Source organism: Halothiobacillus sp. (genome assembly GCF_028710545.1).
In the GTDB taxonomy this organism is placed as follows: Bacteria; Pseudomonadota; Gammaproteobacteria; order Halothiobacillales; family Halothiobacillaceae; genus Halothiobacillus.
This window is the reverse complement of the sequence record NZ_JAQTTX010000015.1, coordinates 32,516-57,824: the sequence shown is the minus strand read 5'-3', so window position 1 is coordinate 57,824 and position 25,309 is coordinate 32,516. Positions and strand designations below refer to the sequence as shown.

Annotated in this window: 24 protein-coding genes; 16 read left to right on the top strand and 8 right to left on the bottom strand. The window is 55.8% G+C overall.

The genetic code is table 11. From position 1 onward, the window contains the following. Positions 1-98: 98 nt before the first annotated feature. From PHD44_RS04665 to PHD44_RS04610, 12 genes are all read left to right on the top strand, one after another. A complete protein-coding gene (locus PHD44_RS04665) occupies positions 99-620 on the top strand; it encodes a lytic transglycosylase domain-containing protein (RefSeq protein WP_300188560.1) in 522 nt (173 codons plus the stop codon). A gap of 476 nt (positions 621-1,096) precedes the next feature. Continuing rightward, entirely contained in the window at positions 1,097-3,967 is a 2,871-nt protein-coding gene (locus PHD44_RS04660; RefSeq protein WP_300188557.1) for a type I restriction-modification enzyme R subunit C-terminal domain-containing protein, read from the top strand. A gap of 51 nt (positions 3,968-4,018) precedes the next feature. Continuing rightward, complete coding sequence (locus PHD44_RS04655; protein WP_300188554.1) at positions 4,019-4,348, top strand: GIY-YIG nuclease family protein; 330 nt, start codon at positions 4,019-4,021, stop codon at positions 4,346-4,348. 80 nt (positions 4,349-4,428) lie between these two features. After that, positions 4,429-5,061: a hypothetical protein gene (locus PHD44_RS04650; RefSeq protein WP_300188551.1), complete on the top strand. Its 633-nt coding sequence runs from the start codon at positions 4,429-4,431 to the stop codon at positions 5,059-5,061. Continuing rightward, positions 5,058-6,503, top strand: a complete 1,446-nt coding sequence (locus PHD44_RS04645) for a restriction endonuclease subunit S (protein WP_300188549.1) — start codon at positions 5,058-5,060, stop codon at positions 6,501-6,503. Before PHD44_RS04650 ends, PHD44_RS04645 begins: the two co-directional genes overlap by 4 nt. Next, on the top strand, positions 6,500-7,243 hold the full coding sequence (locus tag PHD44_RS04640; RefSeq protein ID WP_300188546.1) for a HipA family kinase: 744 nt from the start codon (positions 6,500-6,502) through the stop codon (positions 7,241-7,243). Before PHD44_RS04645 ends, PHD44_RS04640 begins: the two co-directional genes overlap by 4 nt. After that, entirely contained in the window at positions 7,240-8,082 is an 843-nt protein-coding gene (locus PHD44_RS04635) for a DUF3037 domain-containing protein (RefSeq protein ID WP_300188543.1), read from the top strand. Before PHD44_RS04640 ends, PHD44_RS04635 begins: the two co-directional genes overlap by 4 nt. A 68-nt stretch (positions 8,083-8,150) precedes the next feature. Further along, positions 8,151-9,653 (top strand): class I SAM-dependent DNA methyltransferase, encoded by a 1,503-nt coding sequence (locus tag PHD44_RS04630; protein ID WP_300188540.1) that lies wholly within the window; start codon positions 8,151-8,153, stop codon positions 9,651-9,653. A 48-nt stretch (positions 9,654-9,701) separates the two neighbouring features. Next, positions 9,702-10,595, top strand: a complete 894-nt coding sequence (locus PHD44_RS04625) for a nuclease-related domain-containing protein (protein WP_300188537.1) — start codon at positions 9,702-9,704, stop codon at positions 10,593-10,595. A 207-nt stretch (positions 10,596-10,802) separates the two neighbouring features. Next, positions 10,803-11,093: an MTH1187 family thiamine-binding protein gene (locus tag PHD44_RS04620; protein ID WP_300188534.1), complete on the top strand. Its 291-nt coding sequence runs from the start codon at positions 10,803-10,805 to the stop codon at positions 11,091-11,093. Beyond that, a complete protein-coding gene (locus tag PHD44_RS04615; protein ID WP_300188531.1) occupies positions 11,086-11,493 on the top strand; it encodes a YchJ family protein in 408 nt (135 codons plus the stop codon). Before PHD44_RS04620 ends, PHD44_RS04615 begins: the two co-directional genes overlap by 8 nt. 17 nt (positions 11,494-11,510) lie before the next feature. Beyond that, a complete protein-coding gene (locus PHD44_RS04610) occupies positions 11,511-12,071 on the top strand; it encodes a CinA family protein (protein WP_300188530.1) in 561 nt (186 codons plus the stop codon). A 10-nt stretch (positions 12,072-12,081) separates the two neighbouring features. Here the strand turns inward: PHD44_RS04610 and PHD44_RS04605 are convergent, their stop codons facing one another. Both PHD44_RS04605 and PHD44_RS04600 read right to left on the bottom strand, forming a co-directional pair. Beyond that, a complete protein-coding gene (locus tag PHD44_RS04605; RefSeq protein WP_300188527.1) occupies positions 12,082-12,477 on the bottom strand; it encodes a carboxymuconolactone decarboxylase family protein in 396 nt (131 codons plus the stop codon). Positions 12,478-12,533: 56 nt separating this feature from the next. Further along, the gene (locus PHD44_RS04600; protein ID WP_300188525.1) at positions 12,534-13,442 is read right to left on the bottom strand and encodes a DMT family transporter; all 909 of its coding nucleotides are present in this window, start codon (positions 13,440-13,442) and stop codon (positions 12,534-12,536) included. 494 nt (positions 13,443-13,936) lie between these two features. Here PHD44_RS04600 and ampD point away from each other — a divergent pair, with 494 nt between their 5' ends. From ampD to PHD44_RS04585, 3 genes are all read left to right on the top strand, one after another. Beyond that, positions 13,937-14,497: a 1,6-anhydro-N-acetylmuramyl-L-alanine amidase AmpD gene (gene ampD, locus PHD44_RS04595; RefSeq protein ID WP_300188523.1), complete on the top strand. Its 561-nt coding sequence runs from the start codon at positions 13,937-13,939 to the stop codon at positions 14,495-14,497. Positions 14,498-14,560: 63 nt separating this feature from the next. Beyond that, positions 14,561-15,448: a regulatory signaling modulator protein AmpE gene (ampE, locus tag PHD44_RS04590; RefSeq protein ID WP_300188521.1), complete on the top strand. Its 888-nt coding sequence runs from the start codon at positions 14,561-14,563 to the stop codon at positions 15,446-15,448. A 20-nt stretch (positions 15,449-15,468) separates the two neighbouring features. After that, the gene (locus PHD44_RS04585; protein WP_300188518.1) at positions 15,469-16,053 is read left to right on the top strand and encodes a histidine phosphatase family protein; all 585 of its coding nucleotides are present in this window, start codon (positions 15,469-15,471) and stop codon (positions 16,051-16,053) included. A 337-nt stretch (positions 16,054-16,390) separates the two neighbouring features. On the opposite strand, the gene PHD44_RS04580 is transcribed toward PHD44_RS04585, so the two are convergent. Further along, the gene (locus PHD44_RS04580) at positions 16,391-17,659 is read right to left on the bottom strand and encodes a multifunctional CCA addition/repair protein (protein ID WP_300188516.1); all 1,269 of its coding nucleotides are present in this window, start codon (positions 17,657-17,659) and stop codon (positions 16,391-16,393) included. Continuing rightward, positions 17,659-20,919: an EAL domain-containing protein gene (locus tag PHD44_RS04575; protein ID WP_300188513.1), complete on the bottom strand. Its 3,261-nt coding sequence runs from the start codon at positions 20,917-20,919 to the stop codon at positions 17,659-17,661. The genes PHD44_RS04580 and PHD44_RS04575 overlap by 1 nt, the downstream gene beginning before the upstream one ends. A 168-nt stretch (positions 20,920-21,087) precedes the next feature. On the opposite strand from PHD44_RS04575, the gene PHD44_RS04570 reads away from it, so the two are divergent. Further along, entirely contained in the window at positions 21,088-21,825 is a 738-nt protein-coding gene (locus tag PHD44_RS04570) for a ThiF family adenylyltransferase (RefSeq protein ID WP_300188510.1), read from the top strand. Positions 21,826-22,038: 213 nt separating this feature from the next. On the opposite strand, the gene PHD44_RS04565 is transcribed toward PHD44_RS04570, so the two are convergent. The 4 genes from PHD44_RS04565 to PHD44_RS04550 all read right to left on the bottom strand — a co-directional run bounded on the left by PHD44_RS04565 (position 22,039) and on the right by PHD44_RS04550 (position 25,221). Then, a complete protein-coding gene (locus tag PHD44_RS04565) occupies positions 22,039-22,362 on the bottom strand; it encodes a helix-turn-helix domain-containing protein (protein WP_300188507.1) in 324 nt (107 codons plus the stop codon). 30 nt (positions 22,363-22,392) lie between these two features. After that, on the bottom strand, positions 22,393-23,409 hold the full coding sequence (dusB, locus tag PHD44_RS04560) for a tRNA dihydrouridine synthase DusB (RefSeq protein WP_300188505.1): 1,017 nt from the start codon (positions 23,407-23,409) through the stop codon (positions 22,393-22,395). Beyond that, a complete protein-coding gene (locus PHD44_RS04555; RefSeq protein WP_300188504.1) occupies positions 23,402-24,367 on the bottom strand; it encodes a homoserine kinase in 966 nt (321 codons plus the stop codon). The genes dusB and PHD44_RS04555 overlap by 8 nt, the downstream gene beginning before the upstream one ends. Positions 24,368-24,501: 134 nt before the next feature. Then, complete coding sequence (locus tag PHD44_RS04550; protein WP_300188501.1) at positions 24,502-25,221, bottom strand: TIGR00730 family Rossman fold protein; 720 nt, start codon at positions 25,219-25,221, stop codon at positions 24,502-24,504. Positions 25,222-25,309 lie beyond the last annotated feature (88 nt).

Sequence of the window (25,309 nt, the reverse complement as noted above, 5' to 3'; positions counted from 1 at the left end):
AAACCCATTTGCCAGAAATTCAAATCAAGGCTGTCCACGCCTGGGGACGCCTTTTTGGCGTGCCCGTTGTTACGGCCATTAACTATTAGGGAGAAACCATGGACTTGGCGGCTCTTTACGCTCAATGCGGACCCAATGTGGCACCGCAAACCCTCGCTGCCATTGTGCGGGTCGAATCGGGTGGTAATCCGTGGCGGATTGGTATCAATGGGGATTATGTTTTACCACGCCAGCCTGCGAATCAGGCTGAAGCCATCAAAGAAGCGAACCGACTAATCGGGATGGGTTACAACATCGACATGGGTTTGATGCAGGTTAATGTAAAAAACCTAACCTCGTTGAATCTGAGTGTGGACGCGGTATTTGATCCTTGCACTAACATCAAGGCAGGCGCACAGATATTGCAGAGCTTTTACCAAAAAGCAGTAAAGGACATTGGCCAAGGGCAGCAATCGCTCCGACGCGCAATTTCGGCCTACAACACCGGCAACTTCAGCAAGGGGTTTGCCAACGGCTATGTGGCAAAGGTGACGCAAGAGCAGGTGGTGCGTCCTGATTTTGCTGGATTGGCTTCGGCCATCCAGTCTGGCAGTGTGGTGGAGTGGGATGAAAAACATTAGCCACAACTAGAGTGTAAAAAACTAGGGTTTCTTGTCTAAAACTCGAAATAGAAATCTTGTTGCACAGAGGTCTTATTCGATGGTAATTCCATGTTTTGTATTAGACATCTGGTGATTTAAATGCATATAAAACATGGCATTACAGTAATTTAAGTGCTAATGCTGCATCATCGGGGTATGTTGGCTGAGATCGACTTCGGTCACGGGGTGTATCTACTCGTATTCGCAGTTGGTTCGAATGGAATCGTCTTAATCCGAATTGAAGCCCGGTATTGTACGAGATCAGCACGGGATTATCGGGATAAGTGCAACAGCCGAGTGACCGGTGAATAAATTCCCAGAATTGAGCGTGCCCACGGCCAATCTGATGCCGTTTTGCTTTCGATAACCCTGCTATACGTCTGCTCATTTATGCGATGATGCAGCGACACATCGCAACGTCGCCATGAAACGTAGTCAAGAGATCACGTCAGGTTATGACTCAACCGGAACAACAGGCCAGGGAAAGCATTGATCGGCTGCTGCATGCGGCGGGGTGGCTCGTGCAGGACGCTGCCGCCGCTCATATCCATGCGGCGCGCGGCGTAGCGATTCGTGAATTTCCCTTGCCTGGTCAAGGCTTTGCCGACTATCTGCTGTATGTGGATGGAAAAGCAGCCGGTGTGATCGAAGCCAAAAAAGAAGGCGTCACCCTGACCGGCGTCGAAACTCAATCGACCAAGTACACGCAAGGGTTACCAACTGGCTTGCCGCGTTGGGGCAACCCGTTACCGTTTTCCTATCAGTCCACTGGCGTTGAAACCCGTTTTACCAACGGTCTTGATCCGGTGCCACGCTCGCGGTCGGTATTCGCCTTTCACACGCCGGAGCTGCTCGCCGAATGGTTGGGCACGACGCAAAACAGTGTACAGGAAGCCCCCGCAGGCTATATGGCTGAAGGCGCAACCTTCCTTGGCAAGCTTCAAACCATGCCGCCGTTGGTGGAAGATGGGCTCTGGCCCGCGCAGATCAAAGCGATCAGAAATCTCGAACAATCGCTGAAGGAAAACCGCCCACGTGCGTTGATCCAGATGGCGACCGGTTCGGGCAAAACATTTACCTCGATTTCCTTCATCTACCGTTTGATCAAGTTTGCCGGGGCGCGGCGCATTCTGTTCCTGGTCGATCGCGGCAATCTCGCCGATCAGACCCTGAAAGAATTCCAGCAATACGTCTCGCCCTACAACAACTTCAAGTTCAGTGAGGAATACATCGTCCAGCGCTTGCAGGGCAACCAGATCGACACCACCGCCCGTGTCTGCATCTGCACCATCCAGCGCATGTACTCCATGCTCAAGGGGAAAGACCTGCCAGCTGATCTGGAAGACCTGGCGATTTATGAACTGGGTGATCTGCTTACCAATGGCGGGCACAGCAGGGGGCTGGCAGACAAGGCGAGGGGTGAGCGAGCAGCGGAGTTGACTGGTGAGTCAATGAGCAGTGCCGCGAGCGCCGCAACGCCGTATGCCGGTCTCCTGCGAAGCCCGGAGCCCATTGAATACAACCCGAGCATTCCTATTGAAACCTTCGACATCATCGTCACCGACGAGGCCCACCGTTCCATCTACAACCTGTGGGCGCAGGTGTTGGAATATTTCGATGCCTATCTCATCGGCCTCACCGCGACGCCCGGCAAACAGACGTTCGGTTTCTTCCACCAGAATCTGGTGATGGAATACAACCACGAAATGGCCGTGGCCGACGGCGTCAACGTCAACTACGACGTCTACCGCATCAAAACCGCCATTACCGAACAGGGCGGTAAGGTCGAAGCGGGTTATTACGTGGAAAAACGTGATCGGGAAACCCGCAAGACCCGCTGGGAAGAACTCGATGACGACTTCGCCTACGATCCCAACCAGCTCGACCGCGCCGTGGTCACGCCCGATCAGATTCGCACCATCGTGCGCACCTTCCGCGACAAGCTGTTCAGCGAAATTTTCCCCGGTCGAAGCGGCGACTGGGTACCCAAAACCCTCATCTTCGCCAAGGACGATAACCATGCCGAAAACATCGTCGAAATCCTGCGCGAGGAATTCGGCAAGGGCAACGATTTCGCCCAGAAGATCACCTACCGCACCACCGGTGCCACGCCCAAGGAACTCATCAAGGCATTTCGTAACAGCCCTATGCCACGCATTGCGGTTACGGTCGATATGATCGCCACCGGCACCGACATCAAGCCGGTGGAAATCGTCATGTTCATGCGCGCCGTCAAGTCGCGCGGTTTCTTCGAACAGATGAAGGGCCGTGGTGTGCGCGTCATCAAACCCGACGACCTCAAGGCCGTCACGCCGGACGCCAAAGCCAAGGATCACTTCGTGATTGTCGATGCCGTCGGCGTGTGCGAGCAGGACAAGACCGATGCCCGCCCGATGGAGAAAAAACCCAGCGTCAGCTTCGAGCGCTTGCTACAAGCCGTCGCGTTCGGCAATACCGAAGACGATGTCATCACCAGTATTGCCGGTCGTCTGGCGCGGATGGAACACCGCATCAGCGCCGAAGACGACGCCAAAATTCGCGTCGCCAGCGGTGGCTTTGGTCTCAAGGACTTGGCGCATCAACTCGTCGCTTCGCTCGACCCCGATACCCATTCAGGTGCGGCGGGGCGGGATCGCATACAGGCTGCCAAACCCTTGTGTGATCCCGCGCTGCGCCAACTCATTCTCGACATCAAAGCCAAGAACGAAATCACCATCGACCACGTCAGTCAGGATCAGGTCATCGAAGCCGGTTTCAGTGCCGCCGCACTCGACCGCGCCAAAGGCTTGGTGCAATCCTTCGAGCAATTCATCGCCGACAACAAAGACGAAATCACCGCCTTGCATATCCTCTACAGCCAGCCCTACAAACAGCGCCTCACTTTCGAAGCCGTGAAAGACCTCGCCGACCGCATCGAAGCGCCACCGTATCTGTGGAACGAATCCCAACTCTGGCAGGCCTACGCCGCGCTGGAAAAAAGCAAGGTCAAGGGCGCCAGCGGCCAACGTATTCTCACCGATCTGGTTTCCCTCGTGCGCTTCGCCATTCATCAGGACAATGAACTGATACCGTTCCCCGAACGCGTCGATGCCAACTTCAAGACATGGCTGGCTGCACAGGAGAATGCCGGTAAGCCATTTAACTCGGAACAGTTGCGTTGGCTGGAAATGATACGCGATCACATTGCTGCCAACCTCGGCATCGAACCGGACGATTTTGAATATGCGCCGTTCTCGCAACATGGAGGACTTGGCAAGGTGTATCTACTCTTCGGCGATGAACTGAATAGCCTGATCGATCAATTGAATGAGAGCTTGGCGGCTTGAACACGTTGTCATCGCCCCCCGTATGTCATTTCGACCTTAGGGAGGAATCCCGTGCCTCGTGAACACCGCTATTTCGTCTACCTGCTTACCAACTGGAACAACAAAGTGATGTACGTCGGCATGACCAACGACCTCTTGCGCCGGGTTCATGAACATCGAACCCATGTCGTAAAAGGCTTCACGGAGAAATATAACGTGTACAAACTGGTGTATTTCGAAGAAACACCTGAAGTTCATGTTGCGCTTGCCCGCGAGAAGGAAATCAAGAAATGGCGGAGAGAAAAGAAGAACGCTCTTGTCATCCAGGTTAATCCGGAATGGCGCGACCTCGGCGAAGACCTCGACCTGCCCTGTCATTCCGACCAAAGGGAGGAATCCTGATGCAACCCGAAACGACCGCGCGACAAGCGGCTTTACAAGGCTGTACAAGGCTGTCATTCCGACCACAGGGAGGAATCCTGATGCAACCTGAAAACAAGATTTCTCCCTTTGGTCGAAATGACAAAGTTGGGCTGAGCAGGGTGCATCAACTGTTCGGTGATGAGTTGAATACGCTTATTGAGCAATTGAATAAGAGTCTTGCGGCGCGACCTCGGCCTGCCCTGTCATTCCTATCAAAGAGAGGAGCCCTGACGCAACCCGAAACGACCGCGCGACAAGCGGCTTTACAAGGCTTTACAAGGCTGTCATTCCGACCACAGGGAGGAATCCTGATGCAACCTGAAAACAAGATTTCTCCCTTTGGTCGAAATGACAAAGTTGGGCTGAGCAGGGTGCATCAACTGTTCGGTGATGAGTTGAATACGCTTATTGAGCAATTGAATAAGAGTCTTGCGGCGCGACCTCGGCCTGCCCTGTCATTCCTATCAAAGAGAGGAGCCCTGACGCAACCCGAAACGACCGCGCGACAAGCGGCTTTACAAGGCTTTACAAGGCTGTCATTCCGACCAAAGGGAGGAATCCTGATGCGACCTGAAAACAAGATTTCTCCCTTTGGTCGAAATGACAAAGTTGGACCGGGCAGGTTGCATCAACTGTTCGGTGATGAGTTGAATACGCTTATTGAGCAATTGAACGAGAACTTGGCTGCATGAAAGTCGAAGAGACGCGCGCGGGCTACGCACTTGAAACAACAGGCAAACGTGATTGGCCGGTTATGACCATCGAAGAAATCGCCGACGTTAATCCGCGTGTCGATAAGGCCGTGATACCCGATGACTTACCGGTTTCGTTTGTTCCGATGCCAGCTGTCGGCGCTGCGGATGGCTCAATTCGCGTCGAGGAAACACGCCCAGCGGGCGAGGTGAAAAAGGGATTTACTGCTTTCCTTGAAGGGGACGTGCTGTTTGCAAAAATCACGCCCTGCATGGAAAACGGAAAGATGGCCGTTGTTCCCAAGTTGGTGAATGGCTACGGATTCGGATCCACCGAATTCCACGTTCTCCGTCCCAAGTCGGGTATGGATGCAATGTACATTTACTACTACGTTTCGAGCCAGATATTTCGTGGTGAAGCGGAACGGTACATGACCGGGGCTGTGGGTCAAAAGCGTGTATCCACGACTTATCTGAAGCAGAGTACGATTCCAGTAGCACCCCTCGACCAACAAAAACGCATCGTCGCGGAAATCGAAAAACAATTCTCCCGCCTCGACGAAGCCGTCGCCAACCTCAAACGTGTCAAGGCCAGCCTTAAGCGCTACAAAGCCGCCGTCCTCAAAGCCGCCGTCGAAGGCCGCCTCGTCGAAACCGAAGCCGAACGCGCCCGCCGCGAAGGCCGCAGCTACGAGACCGGCAAACAACTCCTGCAACGCATCCTCGAAACCCGCCGCAGCCAATGGCAAGGCAAGGGCAAATACAAAGATCCCACCGCTCCCGACACCACCAATCTTCCCGAATTGCCGGAGGGGTGGGTGTGGGCGAGTCTAGACCAAGCTTGCGTGAAGATCACAGACGGCACGCATCACTCACCTAAGAACTATCCCCACGGCGAGTACAAATACATAACGTCCAAAAACGTGCGCGAATTCAGGCTGGCTTTAGAAGACATTACCTATGTGGACAAAGCAACCCACGACGAGATCTATGCGCGCTGCGACGTCAGGAAAGATGACGTCTTATACGTCAAGGACGGAGTAAACACTGGGCTCACCGCCAAAAACACACTTGATGAACCCTTTTCGCTCCTTTCTAGCGTTGGCGTATTTAGAGCTCTTCCTTTGGTGAGTCCTGACTATTTAGTTGCGTATCTGAACAGCACAATTGTCAGGGACCGAATGCTCGCAAATATTGCTGGTGTCGCAATTACCCGACTCACGCTTAACAAGCTGAAAGTGACGGCAATTGCGATTCCACCAATTACAGAACAGGACAGAATCGTCGCCGAAGTCGACCGTCGCCTCTCCCTCCTGCGCGAAACAGAGGCCCAAGTGGACGCCAACCTCAAGCGCGCCGAACGCCTGCGCCAGTCCATCCTGAGCCGGGCTTTTTCCGGTGACTTGTTGTCAGCGGATGTTTTACGGGAGCGTGTGGTTTGAGCACGGAAATTGTCGAGATTATCGAAATTATCGGTCGTTCCGAGCAGGGCGTAACTCGGCCCTTTATCTGCCGTGGAGCGGATGATCAGGTTTATTTCGTCAAGGGTCGCGGTGCGACCCGGCACAGTCAAATTTGTGAGTGGGTCGCCGGGCATTTAGCGTTACGGCTTGGGTTGCCGGTTGCTCCTTTCCGGCTTGTGCATGTTCCCGAGGAATTGCTTTCCATCGCTATGCGGGAAGATGTTGACGATTTGGGTGTGGGGCTGGCCTTCGGTTCGTGCAAGCGGCCCGTGGTTGAACTTTCGAAGAGTCATCTATTCCATGTGCCCGATGGTACGCAACGTGACGTGCTGGCTTTTGACTGGTGGGTGCGCAATGCGGATCGCTCCTTGAGCGATTTGGGTGGCAACCCGAATCTGTTCTGGGATGTCTCGCAAGAAGCACTGGTCGTGATTGACCACAATCAGGCTTTTGATCTCACCTGTACGGATGATGAGTTCATTGATGTCCATGCATTCTGGGTACAGTCCAATACGCTTTTCCATGACTGGGTGATGCAACAGGCTTACGCAGATCGTTTCATGCAGGTGATGGCTGATTGGGCGGACATCTGCAATACTGTTCCACCCGAGTGGTTGTTCGTTGACGACGAGCAAACAGTACCGACCGGTTTTGATTTTGATGCTGTAAAGCGCATGTTGCTGCGTTGCCGGAACAATGGGTTTTGGAGCCTGAGATGAAGAAAATACCCTGCCTATACGCGATTGTTCGCTTCACGCCCTTTGTGGAGACAGGTGAATTTGCCAACGTGGGTATCGTCCTGATAGCACCGGCAGCACGTCATTTCGCCTTCAAGCTGATGGTTCAGAAACACGCCCGTGTTACGCATTTTTTCGAGCAGTTGGATGCGCTGGTGTTCAAGAACACGATGAAGAATGTTCGTGAGGAACTCGAACGCGCGGCAGCCTTGTTGCGTCAGCATGGCTTTGATAAGCGCTTCAAATTCAACGATGTGGATTTTGCCCGAAATCTTTTCGCCGAGATCGTCCGACCACGCGAGACGGTGATCAAGTTCAGCGAGCCTCGAGCCTTATTAGCCGATGACTTGCCTACCGCGTTGAATGAACTGTACGGTCATTATGTCGAACGAAACTTTGTTACGCGCGAATACAAGGAAACGGTTATGGAGCGCGGGTTGCGCAAGTTGCTTTCTCAAGCGAGCTTGGTGGAGCGTTTTGAACGGGTAGATATTGGTGATGAGGAATATCACGTGGCGTTCCCGTTTGTGGAGCAGCGCGATGACCAGCCACTCAAGGCCATTAAACCGCTGCATTTGGCGCATGATCAGCCGACCAAAATTATCGAGCACGGTGATCAATGGATTATGCGTGTCCGTCAGTTGCGCAAACGCGCGTTGTTGCCAGAACAAGTTTTGTTTGCAGTGCAGGGGCCTAAGACGAACGATGCGCGTGAACGGGCTTTCGAGGGCATCGTCGACGATCTGCAGCGTGAACATGTGATCGTGACGCCTTTTGCGAACAAGGATGACATTCTGTCCTTCGCTGCCACTACGCTCTGAACGATTCAGTTCTCCCTTAGTTATAAATTCAGACCCGTGCATACCTATGAGCGGGTTATGGAGTCGTCATGAATACCGCAACGATTGTCCAGAAGCTCTGGAATTACTGCAACGTGCTGCGCGACGACGGCATGAGCTACGGCGACTACGTCGAGCAGCTTACTTATCTGCTGTTTCTCAAGATGGCCGACGAGCGCAGCCGCCCGCCTTATAACCAACCCAGCCCGGTACTTACGGGTTATGACTGGCCCAGCTTGGTGAAGAAGGATGGCGATGAGTTGTTCGACCACTATCGTCACACACTGGAAGAACTGGGCAAGCAGAAGGGCTTGCTCGGACTTATCTTTACCAAGTCGCAAAACAAGTTCCAGGACCCGGCCAAGTTGCGGCGGTTGATCGTTGATTTGATCGACAAAGAAACCTGGGTGTCGATGAGCGCCGACGTGAAGGGCGATGCCTACGAAGGTCTGCTGGAGAAAAACGCGCAGGACACCAAGTCTGGCGCGGGTCAGTACTTCACGCCGCGCCCGCTGATTCAGGCGATTGTGGATGTGATGGCGCCGAAGCCGGGTGAGACTGTAAGCGACCCGGCCTGTGGCACGGGTGGCTTCCTGCTGGCGGCGCACGACTATGTGGTGAAGCATTACCCCAACATGACTTCGGCGGAGAAAAAGAAACTGCGCGGAGAGAGTTTCAAGGGTTGGGAGCTGGTGCAGGCCACCGCCCGTCTGTGTGCGATGAACATGCTGCTTCACGGCATCGGCAGCCAGGAATTCGAGCCGATTGCGGTCGGCGATTCGTTGGCAGCCGATCCAGGTGATCGCTTCGATCTAGTGTTGACCAATCCGCCATTCGGCAAGAAGAGCAGTACGACCATCGTGGGCGAGGGTGGGCAAGTCAGTAAGGAGCGCGACACGGTCGAACGCGACGACTTCTGGGCCACTACGTCGAACAAACAACTCAACTTCGTGCAGCATGTGAAGACGTTGTTGAAACAGAACGGCCGCGCCGCTCTGGTGCTGCCGGACAATGTGCTGTTCGAAGGCGGGGCAGGCGAGACCATCCGCCGCAAACTGCTGCACGATTGCGACGTTCATACCCTGTTACGTCTACCCACCGGTTTGTTCTATGCCCAGGGCGTGAAGGCGAATGTATTGTTTTTCGACAAGAAGCCCGCCAGTGAAACTCCATGGACCCGCAAGCTGTGGATCTACGACCTGCGCACCAACATGCATTTCACGCTCAAGACCAATTCACTGAAACGGGAGGATTTGGACGAGTTCGTGGCGTGCTATCACCCGGAAAACCGTCACAACCGCCAACCAACATGGTCGGAGGACAACCCCGATGGTCGCTGGCGCGCCTATGACTATGAAGAGCTGATCGCCCGCGACAAGGCAAGCCTGGATATCTTCTGGCTGCGGGATGAGTCGCTATCCGACTCAGACAGCCTGCCCGCCCCCGAAGTGATTGCCGCGGAAATCGTGGAGGACCTGGAAGCCGCACTGGAACAGTTCCGGGAGATTTTGGGGGATGTGGGCGGCGAACTAATCGAAGTGGATTCAATTTGATTCGGGTGTGAATAGACCCGATCAGGCCAAGCGGCAAAGGAGCATGATGTGGAATGGGTGTTAATGCCGTTTTTGGTTTTTGCTCTGCCCTTTGGAGCGGTGTTCGGTAGCGTTTATCTTTGGTTGAAGCGGAGCAAGGCAACACGCAAACGAACACCGTTGACGCGTGATTTGTTGCGGGCTCCGGGGCAATCAGTCGAAGCAAAGCTCGAAGATATGAGATTGGACATGGATGGGTATCTTCTGGGCGCGTTCTTCGCACCCTCATTGTTGTTTTCTCTTTATCTGTCGTACGGTTTTTATAACCACAAGTCGATGCCGGCTTTCTCTGTGCTCATATACTTTTTGCTCGGTTGTGGAGTTATTGCCTATTGCGTTGTTCAAATTCTGCGACTGGCGCGTACTGCATTGAATTACCGGTTAGGTCTTGAGGCCGAAATGGCAGTGGGGCAGGAGCTTAACCAATTGCTTCGGCACGGTTATTGGGTTTTTCATGACCTGCCTGCCGAGAAATTCAATATCGATCATGTTGTCGTGGGGCCTAATGGCGTTTTTGCCGTTGAGACGAAAGGGCGGGCGAAACCAGATCAGAAAACGGATAATTCGTGGAAGGTGCGTTACGACGGTAAGCGACTCGAATTTCCTGGCTGGACGGAAACGAAGCCATTGGAACAGGCGGAAAGACAAGCGAAATGGCTTCAGGAGTGGCTTTCCAGTGCAGTGGGCGAGCCTGTGGGCGTTCGGCCTGTATTGGCTCTACCCGGTTGGTTTATCGAACGAACTAGTCGAGAGGGAATGCCTGTGCTTAACGGGAAAAATCCAGAGAAGGTTTTATCGAGTCTCCGTCAGACACCATTGCCTGATAAGTTGATTCAACAGATTGTCCATCAACTGGATCAACGCTGCCGCAATGTCGCAGCCAAGGCGTATGCCCAGACTTAACGCGCGGCTCTGTGGGCTCCGTGCTGCTGGTGTGTGGGCTGTCTATCACGCTGTTGGGTCTGTCGTTCTGAATTCTAGAATTTAGAATGCGATGGAGTGGTGTCTTGGTTGGGGTAGGCCAAGGGTGCCTAATTGGCTCGCTCTTCTGAACAACTGGGCAGTCCCGATAATATCTTTTTGAATTCAAAATTTCGGAGAATCCCCGACATGAAAGCCACAGCCGAACTACAAGTGATTCCCATTGGCCATGGGGTGTCGGTGCGTGATGAGGTGACCCGCGTGGTCGGGTTGCTCAAGGCGCATGATTTCCTGGTTGAGACGCATGCTTCCGGCACGAATATCGAGGGCGATATGAATGCGATTCTGGCTGCGGTGGCGGAGGTGCATGAAGTCTTGCATCGTGAGGGCAGCGTGCGGCTGGTGAGTTATTTGAAACTTGAAACCCGAACGGACAAGGAACCGACGCTGGCGGGCAAGGTATTGCGCAACGATGGCTGAGCAATCCTTTCCCTCATCCTGCCCCTGCGGTTCCGGCAAGGCGTATGCGGTTTGCTGTGGTCGTTTTATCGATCAGGGCGCCTTGCCCGAGACGGCCGAGCAGTTGATGCGTTCACGCTATACCGCGTTTTTTCTGGTCAACGAGCCGTATCTGTTGGCGAGTTGGCATACCTCAACGCGGCCCCCGTCGCTTGATCTGGATCAGGACGAACCGACGAAGTGGCTGGGGTTGCGAATCGACAGGGTCGAGGCGGGCGGTGCGACCGATGAGCGGGGTGTGGTGTGTTTCGTGGCGCGCTGGCGTGTGGGCGGTGGCAAGGCGCAACGCCTAAATGAATGTAGCCGGTTCGTGAAGGAGCAGGGCCGCTGGTTTTATGTGGATGGTGTGATGACACCGTGAAGAGTGAGGTGAGCGGCGTGAGTCTTGATTCGTCGATGGAAAACCCAATGGCCGAGTTGTTGCGCCTATCTGGTCGATTGGGCGCTGTGCTGGCGGCCAACCAGCAGATGATCAGCGTGGCCGAATCCTGCACAGGCGGCGGTTTGGCAGCGGCGATCACCGAGGTGGCGGGCAGCTCGGGTTGGTTCGAATGTGGCTTTGTGACTTATAGCAATGCGGCCAAGACCCGGTTGCTTGGCGTGCCGGAGTCGGTATTCGAGCGATTCGGCGCGGTGAGTCGGGCGTGCGTGCTGGCAATGTCTGCCGGTGTGTTGGCGAATAGTTCTTCCCATTATTCGGTGGCGATCAGCGGGATTGCGGGGCCGGGTGGCGGCTCGGCGGAAAAGCCGGTGGGTACGGTCTGGATTGCGTGGCGGTTTCGGGCCGATTCATCAACCCCGGGCGAGGGCAGCGACGCGTGGGCGACCCGGTTCCAGTTCGATGGTGATCGGGCAGCCGTTCGCCAGCAAGCGGTGGTGGCCGCCTTGAACGGGGTGATTGAGCACGCTCAAGGCCAAGTGCGACAAGGTTCTCAGTAAACCAGAGATTTTAGCCGGGATCAGCTTCATGTGCCTTTCGGGCCGTGAAGACCTCTTTGGCAGCCATGATGCCGTTGATGGCGGCGGGAAATCCGGCGTACACCGCCATCTGGAGCATGATTTCAATGATTTCCTGTTCGGTGCAGCCCGAATTCAACGCGCCGACGATATGCGATTTGAGTTGCGGTGCGGCATTGCCCTGAGCGGTGAGGGCGGCCACGGTGATCATTTCGCGCTCGCGAAAGCCAAGGCCGGGGCGGGCATAGATGTCGCCGTAGGCAAATTCGGCGACGAAGCGGCTCAGATCCGGGGCGATGGATTCCAGCTCGGAAAAAAGCGCCTGCGCCGATTGCGGGTTGATCTGCCGCAAGATATCCATACCGCGTTCGACTCGTTCTGATGACATGGCAGATCTCCTATGATCTTGGACTTTGATGGTTGGCAAGATTTTGTCCGAATTGATCAGGCCGCTTCAAGTAGGACAGACGGTTTTTTCCGGTACGGGATCATGCTGATGAGCAAACCACTGAACACAATCGCGCCGCCCAGCAACTGCATGGGCGTGGGGTAGGTGCCGATGGTGATGGCGCTCAGCATGGCGAAGACCGGAATCAGGTTCATGAACAGGGCCGTGCGGCCCGCGCCCAGACGGGCGATGCCGGTGTTCCAGAGCAGGTAGGCGAGTACGGTGCCGCCAATGACCAGCCCGGCCATGGCAAAGCCGGCTTGCAGCGAGAGCGGGTGAAGCCCTTGCGGGTTGAATCCGGCCACGACCAGTAAAACCAGCGCGCCCGCCGATACGATCAGTGCCGTGTTGACGGTCGGGCTGACCGTTTTGGGCATCAGTCGGCGATTCAATACATTGTAAAACGCCCAGCACAGATTCGCGGCGAGCATCAGCCAGTCACCCAGAACGATATGCAGATCAAGCACGTGAGCCAGATGGCCATCGGAAATTACCACCGTGACGCCCAGCAACGCCACCGGCAAGGCGATCAGGCGTTGCCAGCCGGGATGCTCGCCGAGAATCAACCAGGCCAGAAAGGTGGTCAGCAGGGGATTGGTGGCCATGATCAGCGCTGCGTTGTCGGCACTGGTGGTTTGCAGAGCGAAGAAGAACAGCAGGTTGAACCCCGCCACACCGATAATGCCCAGCGTGAGGTAGCTGGCGCCGTGTTGACGGATCAGCGCGGCCAAAGGGGCTTTCTGGCTGAGGGCCACGCCCAGCAGGATCAGCGCAGCCAGACCAAAGCGTAACGCAGCGGACCATTGCGGAGAAATATCGCCGAGGACAAATCCGGCCAGCACGAAGTTCGCGCCCCAGAAGAGGGTTGAAAGCATGATCAAGGCATACACGCCCGCAAGATTCATGGTGTTCTCCAGAACAGGAAAGTTATCAGGTGCTTGGGAGGGTGTGCATACAAGCAGAGTTTTTAGGGAAGCGCTGATTTATTCAGTGCTTCCCGCTTGGGGCAGGATGCCCCAACACGAACAATGACGTAAGTCTTTGATTCGTGAGAGCCATCGCGGGCGTGTACCGCGATGAGCGAGCTGATTTATTCCATGGATGGAATAAATCAGCATTTACCTAGGGCAGTGGGTATGACTCGGCAAATCCCCCCTGTCCCCCTTTTTCAAAGGGGGCGTGTCCGCAGCTTTTTGAACAGTTGCGCCTCGCTCTTTGTAAACGATGGGGATTTGGAACAGTTTTGCATTTGTGCAGACCTTAGTGAGCTTTTTGTTACTGGTTTCACTCAGCCCGATTTCATGCAGCGGGTGCGAGGCTCAGTACATAAGATCAGGCAATGTAGAATGGCAAGCGTTAAAATGCGAGTGTCTTTGAATGGATTCATCTGGAGGCAATTATGATCGTTGATCCAAAAACCGAAACATTAAGCGGCGTGCGTTATGTCCGTTCCCCTTTTTGCGATGATCGGCCGTCGAACATGGCCATCTCGCTGGTTGTCGTGCACGGTATTTCTCTGCCGCCGGGCGAGTATGGCGGAGATGGCGTTGAGCAGTTGTTCACCGGAACACTGGACCCGAATGAGCACCCGTACTATGCACAAATCGCCCACCTTCAGGTGTCGGCACATGTGTTTATCCGGCGGGACGGTTCGATGATCCAGTTCGTGCCATTCACGCGCCGGGCCTGGCACGCGGGGGAGTCGGAATTCAACGGCCGGGAGCGCTGCAACGATTATTCGATCGGCATCGAGCTTGAAGGCACGGATACCGACCGCTACACCTCGGTGCAATACGATCAGTTGCTGGAAGTGCTGGTGGCATTGAAGCAGCGCTATCCTGATCTCGCCGACGTGCGCGGGCACGAGCAAATCGCGCCGGGCCGCAAGACAGACCCGGGGCCGGCGTTCAACTGGGGCCATCTGGCCGGGCGGCTGCCGGATGGTCTTAGTGTCGCCTGATGCACGGCCGAATGCAGGCAAGGCCACGTTTTTAACCTGATTTTTCCCCACGGAGCCATCGTTATGAAACTGTTGATCCTGATTGTCGTGATGGTTCTGGAACGCTTCTGGACGACGCTCGATGATATGCGGGCCGACCGGGCCATCGAAAATCAGGTATTGAGCATTCGCGATCGACTTTCGAAAACACTCGGTGCCCCTCTGACACTGGGTCTGATCTGGATTGTGTTCCCATTGCTGATTGCCTGGCTCATGTCATCGCTGGGGAGCTCGCCCTTCGGGCTGATCTTCTATCTGCTGATTTCAATCGTCGTACTGTTGCTCCTGCTGGCTCCACGGCAGATAAACCAACAGGTGACAGCCCTGCACGAAGCCTGTGAGCATGAAGACGAGGCGGGCGCAGCGCACTGCCGTGCCAAACTGGCGGAAGGCACCTCGCTGGATGCCGAAACGGCCACGACCCAGCAACTCGCCGAGCGGATCATCGCGCTTGGTTTTCAGGAATGGTTTGCCGTGTTGTTCTGGTTTGTTGTGTTCGGTCCGGCGGGCGCTGTGTTCTATCGACTTTCCGATTGGCTGGCCCGGCCGACGTCAACGGAATCGGGCGGGATGAACCTGCCGGGTCGGGTGCAGGCCGTGCTCGATTGGCCCGTTGCTCGGCTCTATGCTGTCCTGTTGTTGCTGGCGGGTGGTTTCAATCGTGGACTCGATGCCTGGATCAATGGCGGGGATGAAAACGAGGCGTCCCTGGCGCAAAAAAATGCCGCTTTGGTCGGGCGAGTGGGCCACGCGGCTTTGGAGCTCGAGCGCGAGGATGATTGTGCCGAGGGTGAGGCTTGCCTGGCCGATCAGTCCCGCTGGTACAAAAATGCCTCGGCACTTGTTCTGCGGGCGCTTTTGATCGGCTTGGGTGTCGTTGCCATGCTCACGCTTTCCGGTTGGTTGCATTGATGCGGGTGGAAATTGACCTCATGCGCCACGGCGAACCGGTTGGTGGTAAACGTTATCGCGGTGATCGGATCGACGATCCGTTAAGTGAGCGGGGATGGGCGCAGATGCGCGAGCGTGTGGCGGCACAGGAGTCGGCGGGCAAGGCGAACTGGACGAAAATCGTTTCTTCCCCGCTGATCCGTTGCCGGGCATTTGCCGAAGCGCTTGCCGCCGAGCGTGGGCTGCCGCTTCTAATCGACGCCAACCTGCGCGAGCGCGGGTTCGGCCGCTGGGAAGGTCTGAGTCACCGTGAAGTCAAAGAAGAATTCATGGCCGATTATCTGGCGTACAAGGCCGATCCCGTCAACAGAATGCCCGAGGGCGGAGAGGGCATGGATGCCTTCTTTTCACGGGTGACCACCGCACTCGCGAAGCACGCCAGTGCCGGGGAAGCGGGCGGGAAAATCCTGATCATCGGCCATGCCGTCGTCATCCGTGTGGCCGCGGTCTGGGCACTCAAGGCCCAGCCGATCGCCACGCATTATGTCGATACCGAATATGCCTGCCTGCTGCGTCTTCGGTGGCGCGACGGGCAGCCTTCTTTGGTGGAATTGCTGAACGGTTGAGTACGGCGCTCAGGCCATCCTTGGTTTTGCAGGATGGCATGTCAGGCGTTGAGATTGGTTTTAACCCCTCACACTAACCCTCTCCCACAAGGGGAGAGGGGACGAAATGGGCATGCAGCATTTTCCTGACACGCTTTCACACAACGCGGGTGAGCCAAGTGTCCCCCTCTCGCTTGATGGGCGAGGGTCGGGGTGAGGGTGTGAGGCCGTGATCTCAATCTCCCTTGATGGGACAAGCGCCGTCAGGAACGGCGTTGGATAATGCGGAGCAGGCACAAGCCCCCGCAGCGAATGCAAAGCATGCCGGATCATACTCACTTAGCTGGGCATGCGGGGTTCAATCAGATGCTTTTTGATCCGTCTCTGCTTCTCGCGGCAGTTGCTCGGCCAAGAGACGCACCCGCGCCTGATGCAGGGCGTTTTTGATGGCAAGCCCTTTCAGTCCTTGAGCGACAAACGCTTGTGGTGAGACAGAACGGATCACCTCAGCGGCTGCACGGACGCGGTCGGCTTGCGGGTAAGCGCAGTTTTCCGAGCCCAAACGCCCGCGCGCATCGGCGTGGCAGGCCAGCAGCACTGCTTCCATCCGTTCTGGTCGTCTTAATCCATCGAGTGACTCGATCAGATCCACCAGAGTAGCCGGGCGCATTTCCATTGATGTGTGCACCCGGCCGTGTTGTGCGGTGACGAGAATCGCCAATTCCTTGATGGGTTTGGGCACGCGTAACCGTTCGCAGAGTGCGGTGGCAGGGGCCACGCCACGGGCTTCATGGCCGATGTGCCGTGGCCATTCTTCCGGTGGCGTCAGTGCCTTGCCCAGATCGTGACACAGCACGGCGAAGCGGATGCCGACGTCTTCGGTTAGTCTGGCGGCGGCGGTCAGCGCCAGCAGGGTGTGGATGCCACTGTCGATTTCGGGGTGGTATTTCTCCGGTTGCGGCACGCCGAACAGGGCGTCGACTTCCGGGAACAGCACGGCCAGCGCGCCGACATCGCGCAGAATATCGAAGTAACGGGCGGGCGCGGGGCTGGCCAGTGCCTTCTGGGTTTCCTGCCAAACCCGTTCGGCGGTCAGGTCGTTGAGCTCGCCATTGGCGGTCATTGCCAGCATCAGGTCACGGGTTTGGGGTGCCAGTGTGAAGCCGAAGGGCGCCAGTTGAGCGGCAAAGCGGGCGACGCGCAGCACGCGCAAGGGGTCTTCGGCAAAGGCGGGGCCGATGTGGCGCAAGATGCGGGCATCAAGATCACTTTTGAAATCGAACGGGTCGATCAGTGTGCCATCGGCAGTTTGCGCCATGGCATTGATGGTTAAATCGCGTCGTTGCAGATCGTCTTCGAGCGTTACGTCGGGGGCGGCGTGGAAGGTGAAACCTTGATGGCCGCGCCCGGATTTGCGCTCGGTACGCGCGAGGGCGTATTCCTCACGGGTTTTTGGATGTAAAAAAACCGGAAAATCGTTACCCACCGGCAAAAAACCCTGCGCACGCATCGACTCGGGCGTGTTGCCCAGCACCACCCAATCCCGATCATGGACGGGGCGACCCAGCAGCCGATCACGCACCGCGCCACCGACGATCAGGCAGTTGAGTGTTTGCGGGGCATCCATTATTGCGTGTCATTCGACAAGGTTTTTCCCTCGTCGATTTTGGGGGGCGGCTCGACGATCAACCTGCTAAACAGCGCTTGGAACTTATTCACTCGCTTCGTATAGAGCTTCTGATTTTTTTGATTGGTGGTATGAATCGCTCGATGCGCACGATCAATTTTGCTGTCGATCAAACCGTTCTGTTCGATAAACTGATGTACCGGGCACACGACAGGGTCGTTCCCATCCAGGACATGGATACACTTTTGGGTTGCATTTTCGGTCAGCAGTATGTGCGCGGCCATGGCGCCCATGGGTGTTATTGGGTAGCCCTTGGGTTGATTGGCTCCGTGGTTTTTAAGCCAGTTTTCGAGTTGCACAGGTGTCATGGGAAAAGCAATGCCATAGCCCTGTCCCTGCTCGGCGCCAAGTATTCTTGCGACTTCGATGAGATCCGGGTGCTCCAGTCCTTCCGCGACAACTTCCAAATCAATCAGTTGCGTCATTCGAATCAAGGCGCCGATGAATTTGATGATCCGGGGCGGATCGTCATACGCCGAGCGGATAATCGCCTGGTCGATCTTGGCGGTATCAAACGGCATCTTGTTCATGCGGATCAGGCTGCTGTAACCTGCGCCCAGATCATCTATGGCCAGATGCACACCAAGTTCATGCAACTTTTGCATTTGTTGAAACATGAACTCGTGATCCAGCGTTTCGGAGTGTTCCAATACCTCAAGCCATAAATGGCTGGCCGGTATATTGGCATGCGTTAACGCATCGTGAACCCAAGCAATACACTGTTCATGCAGTAACGCTTCCAAGGGCAAATTAAGAGACAAGCCCACACTGTTCATGTGTTTGCTTTGATGCCACAGGCTCAGTTGGCGTAAACATAGTTCAAGGCCTTTTTTGAACAGGTGGATGATCTGGCGTTCATTGAGCCGGGAAATAAACTGACCGGGCATGATGGTGCGGCCATCGGGTAAATCCAGTCGAGCGAGCGCCTCTACTTTTTTGAGTAGCCCGGTGTTCAGATCGATGATCGGTTGGTAGACGAAGCGCAGGCCGTCGCCATAAAGGGCTTCACGCCACAAGTCGATTTCATGAATGGAGACGTTGGCGCTCGAATCCTGATCAAGCTGGCCCCAGGTCTGGCTGACGATAAAACCAAGCTGATGGCTGAAGGATGCACGCTGAGATGCTTCAAACATGCCAGGATACGCGCCGTAGAGCGTGAGCACGGCGACCGTCCGGCGTTGTGCATCCAGAATAGGGATGCTCACCGAACTGCGAATGCCCGTGTGTTGTGCCACGGCCCGCCATCTTTCGGCGCTGGGGCTGGTTGCAAAGTTATTGATGCGTTGAATTTGTCCGGTTTCGAAGGCAAGTCCTGTCGATCCCCGCCTATCTGTTTCCTGCGTAACAATGCTGGGTGGCGCAATCCTGTCAGGATACGCTTCAAGCATCTTTTCGAGCTCTTCCTCGTAGTGGGCGAAATTAATGATGAACTGACCCTGTTCATCCGGGGCGCCGATCCAGGCGGCTTTAATGGCCGGAAGCGCGCAGAGAATATCAAGCAGTTGCTCGTTGAAGTTTTGCCACGATGTATTGCCTCTGCTCAAGGCATCGATTTGATTGAGCGCCGCCTGAAATTGTGCGCTTACCAGTTCTTCTGCGTCGAGTTCTTCAGAGAGCTCGACGCTCAGACGGCTGGTGATGATCGATTCTAAGTTGTTGAAATCCCTGCGGCCCAGCTGGAATTTAAGCGAGGCATCATCGAATTGATGCATATACACGGTGATGGCGCGCACAAGGCTGCTTGCCGAGACGCCAATGAAGGCGTGAATCTCGCCGACCCTGCGCGCCCTGTCGCGGTGGGCTTTTTCGGTGAGATCAGCCGAGAGTAAAAATTCAAGATGCTCGGTTTGCCTTGAACGCAAATGTTCATATTCCTCAGCGCTGAGCCAGGAGATGATTCTTGCCGAATCACCATCTACGGCAGTCAGTTCCCGGTAAAACCGATCCACAAAGCCTTCGGTCAACTGTGTTATTTCAGCCGATACTTTGCCGATCAAGGCGGCCGCTTCGGCTCCATAGGCCGGGGTGCGATCAAACAATTCGCCTGAAGTGGGTTGGTCGTTATTACTCAGCTCGTGCCAGAACACCCAGGGATTATCCCGTTCGTATTTACGATCTTTGCTGGCATACAGCGCCGCATCGGCATGTCGAATCAACAGATCGGGGGGGGAATTGTCTTCCGGGAACACGGTGACTCCCATGCTGAACCGGACGCCGGTTCTGCCTTCGGGCAGGTCATAGGGTTTGTCCAGACTTTCCTGAATGCGCTGAAGCCCCTGTGTCAGCTCATTTTTGGCGTTGATGCCTTCAATGAGCAAAATAAATTCATCGCCGCCCTGGCGAACGGCCAAATCCGAAGACCGCAAGGTTTTGTGTAAACGTTTGGCGAAGCAGACGAGCAGTTCATCGCCGACGGCATGACCATATTCGTCGTTGATTGGTTTGAAATCATCGATATCCAGCATCACGACCGCGAGTGACTGGTCATGTCGCCCGGCGCGTGCCATCGCCTTGGGTAGCTCTTCGTCGAGAAAACGGCGGTTCGCCAACGAAGTCAGCGCGTCATGATAGGCCAGATACGCGGTGCGTTCGTATTCTTCGCTCAGCTGTTTGCGCAAATCCAGTTGGCCCAGAGCCGTATCGATCAATTCGCCCAGGCGAATCAGGGTGCCGCTCACCAGACGGTCCAAAGCCTGATTGTGACTATGAACCACCACCAGGACGGCCCAGGGCAATTCATTGCGAAAGACAGGAATGAAAAATATGCTCAGATGTGCATCATCCGGCGCGAACGGACGCCAGGCTTCGGTGAGCTCGGTGTGATCAGATTCCTCGATCAGTACTTGATCCTGAAATTGAGCGCTCGCGAGATATGAACTCAACGCCGATCGTTGATCTTGGGTAAGCCCATCCAGAATGGTTTGCCCATTACTGCCCGCCGCGAGCACCGTAAAATCATTTGCTTTGGGTGATGCCGCCTGACCGAGCCAGGCCCCGACAAACAAACCGGAAGCTAATAATTGCGTACAAACGACATCCAGCAGCTCATGCTCGTCGGCGGCAGAGATGAGGATGTCGATCTGCCCAAGCAAGGATTGCAACAAAGCCTGCTGGCGTTCCATCTGCTCGACAAGGGGCTGAACGGTCCCGTGATCATCGGGTTCTGTCCGGTCTTGGTTTTTTGTCGAGGGAGCGGTCATTGTGCAGTCAAGGTCCTATAAAGAGCCTATATTGAGCGAAAAAAATTCATGGGTGAAGCTTAATCAACACCATCAATAAAAGCCATGACGATTGTTGATTCTAGTTGTTAGTCGCCGAGGCGGGCGAATTTTGCGCATAATGATCTTCTTTTGTTTGGAAAACCAGTGATGTCGGAACGATTGGAAGAGCGCACCGAGTTGTTGATCGGTGCGCGGGGATTGGAAACGCTGCGCAAGGCACGGGTTCTGGTCGCCGGGTTGGGTGGGGTGGGTGGCGCGTGCGCCGAATCGCTGGTGCGGGCCGGTGTGGGCACGGTGTACCTGCTGGACCACGACAAATTCGGCCGTTCGAACCTCAACCGGCAAATGCTCTCCACCGAAGCGGTGATCGGGGAAAGCAAGGCCAAGGTCGCCGTAGCGCGCTTCGCATCGATCCGTAATGACATCACCACCGTGCCTTTGCCTTATTTCCTGCAAGAATCCGGCGTGGTCGAATTGCTGGAACAGCACCCCATGGACGCGATTGCCGACTGCATTGATTCGATTGGCGTGAAGGCGGTATTGTTGGCCGAAGCCCGGGCACGGGGCATTATGACCATGACGGCGCTGGGCGCTGGCAACCGCCTCGACCCGCGTGCCGTGCGGGTTGGCACACTGGCCGAAGTGCAGGGTTGTGGCCTTGCCCGTGTACTGCGCACGCGCCTTCGTCGACTCGATTGCACACTGGATATCCCGGTCGTGTACTCCACTGAACTGCCAAGCAAACCAGCCCCGCATGTACCCACCGACACCGGCATTCGCCCAAGAGCCGTCAATGGCACGATCAGTTACATGCCGAATATTTTCGGTCACATTGTGGCCGGGGAGATTATCCGGCGGTTATTGGCGCAGGGGAATTGCAGCTGAGCGCGTCGCTATGAAATCCCTCTCGTCCATCTCTTTTTCAAAGCTACTTCCTCCCCCCTTTAAAAAGCCACATCCTTCCCCCCCCCTTTTGGAAAAGGGGGGCAGGGGGGATTTACCACAGTAAATCGAGGCCAGCAAATCCCCCTTGTTCCCCCTTTTGCAAAGGGGGAGACCTATCTTTTTGCAAAGGGGTCGGGTCAAATCGCTCTCGTCTCAGATTCCTTCGCCAGGCAGTAATTGATGCTGTTTGAGTTTCTTGCGCAGGGTGCTGCGATTGATGCCAAGGCATTCGGCCGCGCGGGACTGGTTTTGATCGCAGCGCATCATCGCCGTTTCCAGCAAGGGGCGTTCGATCTGCGCGATGACGAGGTCATAGAGATTGTTTGGCTGGTCGCCTTCCAACGTTTCCCACAAGGCATCAAGCGCTGCACGCACGGCTTGCTGAACGGGGTTGTCGCCATGAGCTTCATCCGTGTTCAGACACTGCCAGTGGCCGTTGGCTAGGGGGATTTCTTCCGTGGGTGGTTTTGCATTCATAAGCGGATTAGTTCAGCCGGGTAAGGGAGGTTATCCGTTAGCGTGACGCGCTAACCATTGGCGTTGCTGTTGTGGGTGCTCGAAGCGGTTGAACACAGCTCGATCTTCTTCACCCAAATCAAGGGACGCAGCATACCAGCCCAGATGCTTCCGGGTGATGCGAATTCCTAATGAGTCGCCGTAATGTTGATAGATTTTTTCAAATTGTTTTTGGACGACAGCAAAGCGTTCGGCACGATCTGGTGCGCCGGGGAGTGCCTGGCCGGTGAGCTCTGCTTTCAGCGCAGAGAAAATCCAGGGCTGACCGAATGCGCCTCGCCCGACCATGATGCCCGCAGCGCCCGTATGAGCGATTACCTGCCGCGCTTTTTGCGGTGTGGTGATGTCGCCATTGGCAAACACGGGCAGGTCGACGGCGGCAACCACTTCGGCAATGGTGTCGTATTCCGCTTCACCTTCGTAGCGGTCTGCGCGGGTGCGCCCGTGGATCGACAGCATGGATATACCGGCATTTTCGGCGATTTTTGCGATCGCAACGGCATTGCGCCAGTTGCGGTCGGGGCCGGTACGCATTTTCATGCTGACCGGGCAATCGACCGCGGCCACCAGCGCGTCCAGCAGACGGGCGACGGTGTCGGGCTCGGCCATGAGTGCAGATCCTGCCGCTTTCTTGCACACCTTTTTGGCGGGGCAACCGAGGTTGAGATCGATCAGTTGCGCGCCTTGCGCGACCGCAAATCGGGCGGCTTCGGCCAGCTCAAACGGATCATTGCCTAAGAGTTGCACCGCCCGGGGTTCGATGTCGTTGCTGTCGATTTGTCGCAGGCGGCTTTTGGTGCTGGATTGTAGTTCCGGTTTGGCGCTCATCATTTCCGTGACGACCAGCCCCGCGCCATATTCGCGACAGAGCTGGCGAAAAGGGCGATCGGACACACCGGCCATGGGGGCGAGCGCCAGCGGTGGGTCGATGATGACCGGTTCCCCGGTTCGCCCGTGCAGAATGATGGGCGACAGAGGATGCGAACCGACCGGAAGCGATTCAGCCATTGAGCCAGGCGCGGGTGGCGTCTGCCTGTGCCCGATGGGTGATCAGCAGGCGACGGAAGACTTCGGGATCTTTCTGATAAGTCATTTCGCCTTCGCGGGGGAAGCATTGATCCTTGAGTCGCGAAAGCCAGAAACGCATGGCGGCGGCACGGAGCAGTCCGGGCCAGGCGGCGCGTTCGTCATCATTGAGCGGGCGTTCATCCTGGTAACCGGCCAGCATTGCGCGCGCGCGCGTTTCATCAATCCCGTCCTGCTCGTTGCGACACCAGTCGTTGACGGTAACGGCCAGATCGTAGGCCAAGGCGTCGTTGCAGGCGTAGTAGAGGTCGATGATGCCCGTCAGACGGCCGTTTTCAAACAGGGCATTATCCCGGAACAGGTCGGCATGAATGGCACCTTGCGGCAGATGGTCGCGCGGGTGGTTTTGCTGAAAGCTGAGCTCGTCCTCAAGCAGGGCGACGGTTTCGCCTTCCATGTCTTTGGCAAGATGTTTCGCCAGGATTGCACCGGTTTGTTGCAACCACGGCAACGCCCGATCGGGTGCGCGGTAGCCGCCAAAACCTGGGCTGGTACGATGCATCCGTCCGAGCGCGGTGCCCATCGTGCGGCATTCTTCGGTATTGGGGTGTTCCAGCGATCCGCCCGTCAGGCGGCGGACGAGTGCTGCCGGTTTACCATTGAGTTCGCCGAGATAGGAGCCGCTTTTGCTGCACATCGGGTGGGCGGTCGGAATGTCATGTTCGGCCAGATACGCCATCAGGTCGAGGAAGTAGTGCAGTTCATCCGGTTGATGATGCTCGAACAGCGTCAGCACCAGCGCGTACCGATCGGTGGTGACGAAGTAGTTGGTGTTCTCGATACCCGCCGCGATCCCCACGAAGGAAACGAGCCGACCGCAATCGAATTGCGTCAGGAATTGAGTGAGTTGATGTTCGTGTACTGTGGTGAAAACCGACATGGTCTTTCGTTCCGGTCTGGGGTCTTTGCGAGACGTTGACGCGTCGAGTTCGACGGTCTCTTGGTTTTGCGGGCAGCGTATGCGAAAACTGCCCATGTGAAAAATGGTTTCTGTGAATCGTCCTATTCCGTCGCTTACAGGTCGAGCAGTTTCTTCTGTTCTTCGGCGGTCGCGCCCAGATTTCGGTTGCGGTAGAAATCGAAAATGGTATTGACCACGGTTTGTGGCTCATCACAAACGGTCATCAGATCCAAATCATCCGCCCCGATGGTGCCTTCGGGCAGCAGTGTCTGGCGGAACCAATCCAGCAGGCCGCTCCAGAACGCCGTGCCCACCAGAATGATGGGAATGCGGCGGGACTTGCCGGTTTGTACCAGGGTGAGAATTTCCGCCATTTCATCCAGCGTGCCGAAGCCACCCGGCATGACGACATAGGCAGAGGCGTATTTTACGAACATGACCTTGCGCGCAAAAAAATGCTGAAAATGAAGGGAAATATCCTGATAAGGATTGTCGTGCTGCTCGTGCGGCAGGGTGATATTCAAACCGACACTCGGCGCACCACCTTCCTTCGCACCCTTGTTCGCGGCCTCCATGATGCCGGGGCCGCCACCGGAGACAACCGCAAAACCGCCGTCCGAGAGGAGCCGGGCGATTTCGACGGTCATCAGATAGTGGGGATGATCGGGCGCAAATCGGGCGGAGCCGAAAATAGTGACCGCAGGTTCGATGCTGGCCAGCGTCTCATAGCCCTGTACGAACTCGGCCATGATCTGGAAGATTTTCCACGATTCGAGGCTCAGTCGTTCGCTCTTATCGAGGCGGGAGGGGTGATTGGGTATTTTTGGACTCATGCGTGGATGTCATCTGGTGGTTTATTTTTTAGCCCGGTTGAATGAGCCGTCTCGGGCGAATCGCCCGTGGCAGCAGCCTATGCCCAAG